This window comes from Butyrivibrio sp. YAB3001 (assembly GCF_900112195.1).
Taxonomy (GTDB): domain Bacteria; phylum Bacillota; class Clostridia; order Lachnospirales; family Lachnospiraceae; genus Butyrivibrio.
Genome location: NZ_FOKR01000043.1, coordinates 1 through 6,652 on the forward strand (window position 1 = coordinate 1; position 6,652 = coordinate 6,652).

Genomic DNA, 6,652 nt, shown 5'->3' on the forward strand with positions numbered 1-6,652 from the left:
AGTGAATGGACATATAAGTGACATTTCATCTGAAGAAAAGCCAATTGAGAGCATTTTGCCTGTTATTGGAAAAGACTTTGAAAATGTTGAACTGATAGATGCCCGTGATATGATAAAAATGAAAAGCAAATATCGTATATCCGGAGTTGAGACAGGTTCTTTTGACGGAATAGATAAGGAACTTCAGATGGTAGAGATGGATAAAGAGATTGTTCCTGTTCCTGAATTTCCGTATAACTGGTATCACAGCGAGAAGTCAACCGGTGTTGGAAGCTTTAAGATGAATATAACATGCAGTAAGTTGCTTCTTCTTTTCAAAGATTCAGGAAATCCGGCATTTGGCACTGCTCAGGTCTTTGTGGATGGAAAGCTTGTCATGGAAGCAGATCCACTAAAAGTAGGCTGGACTCATTGCAATGCAGTAATTATATTTAATAATGAAAAGACAGAGTCACATTCAATAGAAATAAAGATGGCTGAAGGCATGGAAAATAAGAGATTTACTATTCTTGGCTTTGGTGTCGTTGCCTGAAATAAATGAAAATATAGTTGACAAAATTAATGGATTAATCATATAATATTTTACTGTGTGACGGTTTATCCGCTTGCACATTCTGGCGTAAGCCATTATACTGTTAATGTCATATTGTTGTCCCGGTAAGCTTCAATATGTACATCGTATAAAAGTGGAAATCAGGTGAAGGGTTTTCACAGGGAACAATTAAGCAATTATTTACTGGAGGAAACACAATGAATACTTATATGCCTAGTGCAACTACAGTTGAGAAGAAGTGGTATGTAGTTGATGCTACAGATATGACACTTGGTCGTCTCGCTTCTAACGTTGCAAACGTACTTAGAGGAAAGAACAAGCCAATCTATACACCTAACATTGACACAGGAGATTACGTAATCGTAATCAATGCTGAGAAGATTAAGGTTTCTGGTAAGAAGCTTGATCAGAAAATGTATTGGCATCACACAGATTATGTTGGACATCACAAGGAATTCTCACTTCGTCAGATGCTCCAGGACAAGCCCGAGAGAGTTATCGAGCACGCTGTAAAGGGAATGCTTCCTAAGGGATCCCTTGGCAGAGAAATGTACACAAAACTCCATGTATACGCAGGAGCTGAGCACCCACATGCAGCTCAGAAGCCTGAAGTTTTAACATTTTAATCGGGTAGTTGAAAGGAGATCATAAAATGGCAAAGTCAGCTAATTACTACGGAACAGGTAGAAGAAAGAAATCAATCGCTAGAGTATACCTTGTATCCGGAAATGGAAATATTACAATCAACAAGAGATCTATCGATGACTATTTCGGACTTGAAACACTTAAGGTTATCGTTAGACAGCCACTCGTTGCTACATCTACAACAGATAAGTTTGACGTAGTTGTAACAGTAAGAGGCGGCGGCACAACAGGTCAGGCTGGTGCTATCAGACATGGTATTTCAAGAGCTCTTCTTCAGGCTGATTCAGATGAGTACAGACCTGTACTTAAGAAGGCTGGATACCTTACAAGAGATCCTCGTATGAAGGAAAGAAAGAAGTACGGCTTAAAGAAAGCTCGTCGTGCACCTCAGTTCTCAAAGAGATAATCTTTCGAGATTCAAAAAGAATTTACAAACCTCAGAAACTCAGTGTTTCTGGGGTTTTTCTTTTATCTACAATTGTATTCAGTTGTGGTGAAACGCAGAAAATTTTGTACCGTAAGCAGCGAGTAAACAGCAGGTAGACAGCAAAATTATCAAGTCTTAGATTTTATTTATTGCTTCTACCAGAGACTGAATATCAAGGTGTGTGTACACTTTCTCTGTCAGAGACATTGCTCCGGAGTGTCCTACGATTTTCTTGATCATTGTAGGATCCACATGAGCTTCCGCCAGCATTGATATGCAGGTGTGCCTAGTATCATGAGGATTGTGCTCCATACCAAGGTTTTCTATTAGTGGTGTCCAGTAGCTGTCTTTATAGTTCCTGTAGGTGAATTTTTTGTTGTCATCTGTGTGAAGAAGGTATTCACAGTCAGAGGATTCATACCAGGCTTTGTAGAATGGTAGAACCTTATCTGCTATAGGAACCTTTCTGATACCATTTTCAGTCTTACTTAGTATCACATCGAAATACTGTTCTTCAAGATGAACATTTTTCTTTTCCAAATCCAGTAGTTCAGATATTCTACAGCCGTTGTAAATCAGCATCAGTACTGTCTGGTAGAACGGATCATCCTTGAGTTCCCATAACCTGTCAATCTCAGCTTTTGAAAAGATATCTCTCTCAACCTTGTTTGGATTTTTATCCTTATACTTGAGGATATCTACAAATTCGGAATAGTCCTTGTTACAGATATCGTTCTTAAGAGCGTAATCGTAAAGCTGATTGAAAAGGACTTTGATCTTACGAAGTGTAGGATAATTTTTTCCGCAGGTATCAATGACATTCTGAAGCTCTGCCAGCCTTATATCTCTAAAAGTTTTGTTGTAAAGGGTGCCACATACGTTATATGAGGCTGTATACCCATGCACATTGGATTTAGAGATGGTAGGATACTTTGCTTCAGACCAGGCATTATATACGTCTGTGAATGTCATTTTGGCTGCTTTTGTATCAAATGGATTCTGATGATAATCTGATAGCATTTGCAATCCTTCCTGCTTGGTTTCAGCATATCCTATGACATTGTACGTCTGCTTTTTGGTACCTTTTTCCGGATCAATGGTCCATCCGGTGGTTACTCTTACCATATAGGGCTTTCTGCGTTTCCCGGACATTTTCATAACACTTCCATATCCGTTTGGTAATTTCAAGTATTATCGACCTCCTTTGATGCTCAGGTAATTTATGAAAAAGGGGATAGTCCCTTAATCACCTTTCTTATCGGGCAATGCTACATTTGCGTAGTATGCAAGTTCTGTTTCAAACCAGTGATTAAATCTATCTTCATTTGATAGGCCTTGTTCAAGGCTTTCTCGTTCATCTGCGTATCTTTCCAGAAAAAGGCAGAGATCTGCGTTGTTTTCTGCTATCTCATCGTTTCCCATGAATTTAAGGCTACAGCTCCACTCTTCAGTTTTTGGTGGGCGATTTACGTCTATATTGAAGTGAAGACCTGCTTTTTTATTTAATTCGTTTAGAACATAGAGGACATCTGAGAGAGTATCTAAAGTGATGTTCTTCTTCTGATATCCAATTAGTTCTGCTGGGGAGATATTAAGAATATTTGCGATCTCATTCAGTATACCTATTGAAGGTTCTATTTCACCGCTTTCATATTTCTGTACGGTACGCATAGTTTTGCCTAGCCTGTTAGCCAGTTCAGTCTGACTGAGGTGCTGAGCTTTGCGGGCCTGCTTAATTCTATTTCCAATATCAGATCTATTATTCATCATACTGACCTCCTTGTGTGAATTGTAACATGTAGTAATACGAATTGCAAGAACGTAATACGAATTACAAATACATATTTTGTGTTGACAAATGAATTACTAAGACGTATTATCAAAATACGAACTGATAATTCGTATTTTGAAAGAAGGGAGGTGAAAAGTATGGAAGACAAAAAGTTATATGTAGAACTACCAAGATTTACCGGTAGAAATGTTCCTATAACTGAGGTTGCCGAGGCAATGCACAAGGATGCACAGTTCGTAAGAATTGGAATCCAGCAGGGGATATTCAAATTTGGATATGCCATGAAGAAAGAGAATTCCAGTGAATACAACTACTATTGTCCAGACAGAAAGGTATGGGAAGAGATTGGATACTTTAGTCCAGAAGCAGTCTAAAATGAAAAAACTCTCTTGCTGGTAACAAGAGAGTGAATGAAAAGCCGGAGCTTTTGTAAATTCGATTAAATAAAGTATAGCAAGGGTTCCGGCCAAGTTCAACAAAAAAGTAAGATTGGAGGAATCAAAATGGAAACAAGCAAACCAGAATTAAAGCTTATCCAGATGTCAGATGTAGAAGCTGAAGAAGTTTCCTGGCTATGGTATCCGTTTATACCATATGGAAAGCTTACCATCATTCAGGGAGATCCCGGAGATGGAAAAACAACTTTTGTACTAAATGCAGCAGCGAAGTTATCAAAAGGAATTTCGTTAGATACAGGTCTGCAGAGTGAGGAACCAATAAACATCATATATCAGACAGCAGAAGACGGACTGGCTGATACAGTAAAGCCAAGACTTGAAGGTGCCGGGGCTGACTGCTCCAAAATCCATGTGATAGATGAGAGTGATAAATCGCTATCAATGGTAGATGAGAGAGTTGAACAGGCAATCATAAGGACTGGAGCAAAACTCTTGATTCTGGATCCACTACAGGCATATCTCGGAGGCGGAATGGATATGAATAGAGCTAACGAAGCAAGAGATATGACTAAGAAGCTGGGAGCTCTGGCGGAGAAGTACAAATGTGCAATCATCCTAATCGGACACATGAACAAGGCTTCCGGAAACAAGGCAGCCTATAGAGGGATGGGATCAATTGACTTCTACGCAGTAGCAAGAAGTGTCCTGCTGGTAGGAAGGATAGAAGGAGAACCGGAACTAAGGGCAATAGTCCAAATAAAGAACAACTTAGCAGCATTTGGACATTCAAAGGCTTTCAGATTATCAGAAAAGGGATTCGAGTGGATTGGAGATTATGAAATAACCGCAGACGAAGTTCTCGGAGGAATTGCACCGAAAGCGAATAAGCAGGAAAAGGCGATAGCTCTTCTGAGAGAATTGGCTGAAGACCATAATATGATCCCAAGTAACGAGGCAGTAGAACTGGCTAAAGAAGAGGATATATCAAAAAGAACTCTGGAGATAGCCAAAAATGAACTTGGGATAAAAGCCAGGAGAATCAACAATACCTGGTACTGGATATTGAAAGAGAACGAATGATAATCAAGACCGCAACAATGTAAGGTATCTGAAGTTACACTCTTAAGATTGCAAGGTTGTAAAAAGATAAAGACACTGCATTGTTGCGGACTAGAAGAAAGGGACGAATGAAAAACGTACAGATATCACAAGAATTATTTATAAGGCTGGTACGATTACTGGTCTTTGAGTTTGACGAAGATACTAATCTGATCAAAAAAGAACTTGAAGACAAGATGGAAAAACTAGCAAGGCATGAAATCTATTCAAAGTTCAAGACAGCACCCACTGAAGAGGAGAAAGAAAAAGCTCGTCAGGACTACCTCGATATGGTGGGAATGCACAGGGATTTTAGATGGTGATTTCCCTTGATGGTTTGAACGGGAGCGTGACACGCTCCGGTAATAATCAGCAAAGGAATGAATGGTTTGGCAGGCGAGCGGAGCGAGCTTCCCCATAACGTGTCGTTATGGGTAACCCCCTATGGATAATGACATTACACATCATTATCCGGGGGCTCTCCGAGGGGCCTGCCGGCGGCAAAAAAATTTTACGAAAGGAGTTTGTTTATGATAACAGTAACATTTCACATCTCATGTAAGAAACATTCGCTAACCAAAACAAGAGATGTAGTATCGGTGAGCAAGCATAATCTTCGATTATTTCAAAGTGAAGAGTATAACGAAGAAATGATCGAAGTGGAACTCGGGAGTGAAGTAAATATTCTCGATGATGTAAAAGAGATTTATGAAAGGGAATTCTCTGAGGCACTTTCGGAATACAATAAAGGTAAAAGAAGTGACAGACAGATTCATGACTATCTGGAGTATGTATCCGAAAGTAAAAAGAATGATGTGGCTACAGAGGTAATTCTCCAAGTAGGGGATAAGGAATTCTGGGCGGATAAGACGAGGGAGCAGTGGAATGCAATGAAGCCACTCTTGAGAGAACAGCTTGAATATGTAAAAGAGATAGTTCCGGAATTCAAAATCGCATCGGCGGTAACTCACTTGGATGAGGATTCACCTCATATGCACGTAGTAGGAGTTCCGGTAGCAACAGGATACAAACGAGGACTAAGCAAACAGGTGGCAAAAACAAAAGTGTTTGATCAGGAGAGACTAGAAAAAATACAAGATCTAATGCACGATTTTGTAGAGCATCAGATGAAAGACCACCCGGAGATCTTTGGAGATGAAACCTTAAAGCCAAAGGAAAAAGGAAGGAATAGCGACTTCTCAAAAGAATTCTACTTAAGGCTAAAGCAGCAAGAATATGAAAAGCTGGAAGATAAGTGCCAGGAGAAGGAGACACAGATTGAAGCTTTGGATGATACGGCTAAAGAAATGAAGCAGGATATCGAAAGTAAGGTCGACCAATATGTTGACTCAGTAGTGAATTCGGAAATGAAGAAGGAATTCATGAGATACGCAACACTTGAAAATCCCAAGACTACATTGGGGAAAATAGTCTCAAAAGCCTTCAAAACATTCAAGGAGTGGTGGGACAAGACCAAGAAGCCTGAGATAGCTGAAAAGGCTAAAACAAGCATTTTGCAAAAGCTAAGAGAAAGCCAGGCGATAGTTGATCAGAGGAAGGAGCAGCAAAGTCCAAATCTTAATAGGAATAATCTAAGACCTGAGAGATGAATAACTGATAGTGCAATAGGCAGGGGCGTGAAAACGCCCTTGTTTTATGCACATAATATTGAACAGGATGGTAGATATAGGTATAATTATAAACAGTTGCTACAAAGAAAAAATTTAAGTATTTCTGAA

At 39.5% G+C, this 6,652-nt stretch carries 8 protein-coding genes and 1 pseudogene; 7 read left to right on the top strand and 2 right to left on the bottom strand.

What is annotated here, in order from left to right; all coding sequences use genetic code 11:
• The 3 genes and pseudogenes from BM086_RS21195 to rpsI form a co-directional block, all read left to right on the top strand.
• Nucleotides 1-532 (top strand): annotated as a pseudogene (locus BM086_RS21195) (SGNH/GDSL hydrolase family protein); the annotation flags it as partial.
• A gap of 218 nt (nucleotides 533-750) precedes the next feature.
• Nucleotides 751-1,179 (top strand): 50S ribosomal protein L13, encoded by a 429-nt coding sequence (gene rplM / locus BM086_RS20180; protein ID WP_092332254.1) that lies wholly within the window; start codon nucleotides 751-753, stop codon nucleotides 1,177-1,179.
• A 26-nt stretch (nucleotides 1,180-1,205) separates the two neighbouring features.
• Complete coding sequence (gene rpsI, locus BM086_RS20185; protein ID WP_092332257.1) at nucleotides 1,206-1,604, top strand: 30S ribosomal protein S9; 399 nt, start codon at nucleotides 1,206-1,208, stop codon at nucleotides 1,602-1,604.
• A gap of 156 nt (nucleotides 1,605-1,760) precedes the next feature.
• On the opposite strand, the gene BM086_RS20190 is transcribed toward rpsI, so the two are convergent.
• Both BM086_RS20190 and BM086_RS20195 read right to left on the bottom strand, forming a co-directional pair.
• Nucleotides 1,761-2,813 carry a tyrosine-type recombinase/integrase gene (locus BM086_RS20190; RefSeq protein ID WP_024865247.1) on the bottom strand — a complete coding sequence of 351 codons (1,053 nt, stop codon included), beginning with the start codon at nucleotides 2,811-2,813 and terminating at the stop codon, nucleotides 1,761-1,763.
• Between the two features lie 54 nt (nucleotides 2,814-2,867).
• Complete coding sequence (locus tag BM086_RS20195) at nucleotides 2,868-3,395, bottom strand: helix-turn-helix domain-containing protein (RefSeq protein ID WP_049973101.1); 528 nt, start codon at nucleotides 3,393-3,395, stop codon at nucleotides 2,868-2,870.
• A 159-nt stretch (nucleotides 3,396-3,554) separates the two neighbouring features.
• Here BM086_RS20195 and BM086_RS20200 point away from each other — a divergent pair, with 159 nt between their 5' ends.
• From BM086_RS20200 to BM086_RS20215, 4 genes are all read left to right on the top strand, one after another.
• Nucleotides 3,555-3,791: a hypothetical protein gene (locus BM086_RS20200; protein ID WP_013280038.1), complete on the top strand. Its 237-nt coding sequence runs from the start codon at nucleotides 3,555-3,557 to the stop codon at nucleotides 3,789-3,791.
• 129 nt (nucleotides 3,792-3,920) lie between these two features.
• Complete coding sequence (locus tag BM086_RS20205; RefSeq protein ID WP_015550818.1) at nucleotides 3,921-4,895, top strand: AAA family ATPase; 975 nt, start codon at nucleotides 3,921-3,923, stop codon at nucleotides 4,893-4,895.
• Between the two features lie 107 nt (nucleotides 4,896-5,002).
• Nucleotides 5,003-5,236 carry a complexin-2 gene (locus BM086_RS20210; protein WP_079484355.1) on the top strand — a complete coding sequence of 78 codons (234 nt, stop codon included), beginning with the start codon at nucleotides 5,003-5,005 and terminating at the stop codon, nucleotides 5,234-5,236.
• A 207-nt stretch (nucleotides 5,237-5,443) separates the two neighbouring features.
• Nucleotides 5,444-6,523, top strand: coding sequence for a plasmid recombination protein (locus BM086_RS20215; RefSeq protein ID WP_092332261.1), 1,080 nt, complete (start codon nucleotides 5,444-5,446; stop codon nucleotides 6,521-6,523).
• The last annotated feature ends 129 nt before the right edge of the window (nucleotides 6,524-6,652 follow it).